This is a genomic window from Polaromonas sp. P1_F4 (assembly GCF_056405675.1).
This window is the reverse complement of sequence record NZ_JBFUBP010000025.1, coordinates 1-631: the sequence shown is the minus strand read 5'-3', so window position 1 is coordinate 631 and position 631 is coordinate 1. Positions and strand designations below refer to the sequence as shown.

General features: G+C 59.9%; 1 protein-coding gene. It reads left to right on the top strand.

What is annotated here, in order from left to right:
• On the top strand, positions 1-631 hold a 631-nt coding region (locus tag AC1DYQ_RS22850; protein WP_477688719.1), incomplete at both ends, for an acyltransferase family protein.

Sequence of the window (631 nt, the reverse complement as noted above, 5' to 3'; positions counted from 1 at the left end):
CATATTTCCCGCGCTGACCACCGTACTGCTGTTTGCGCTGGTCGCGGGCTGGTTTGTGCTGTACCCCGACGAGTACCGCCAGCTGGGCAAGCACGTCATAGGCGGCGCCGGCTTCATCTCCAACTTTGTACTCTGGCGCGAAAGCGGCTACTTTGACAGCGCTGCTGAAGTCAAGCCGCTCTTGCACCTGTGGTCACTGGCAATCGAAGAGCAGTACTACATCGTGTTTCCCCTGCTGGTATGGCTGGCCTGGAAGCGGCGCTTTAACCTGTTCACCGTCATTGCGCTGATTGCCGCCTTTTCGTATGTCCTCAACATCGCCTACATACGCAAGGACGCGGTGTGGACCTTCTACCAGCCCCAGACCCGGATTTGGGAGTTGATGATTGGTGCGCTGCTGGCGCTGCTGGTGATCGATCATTCAGGGCGTGCCAAGCGGGTGCAAGCCGGCGTTGCAGGATTCCTCGCCAAGGTGATTTACCGCGATGGCGTGCAGATTCAGCCAGCGGCGGTGCTTTCCAATGTCAAGGCCTGGCTGGGTGCGTTTTTCCTGGTCGTGGCAATGTCGCGCATCACCCGTGAATCGCACTTCCCGGGCAGTTGGGCCCTGGCGCCCACGTTAGGCGCGGCA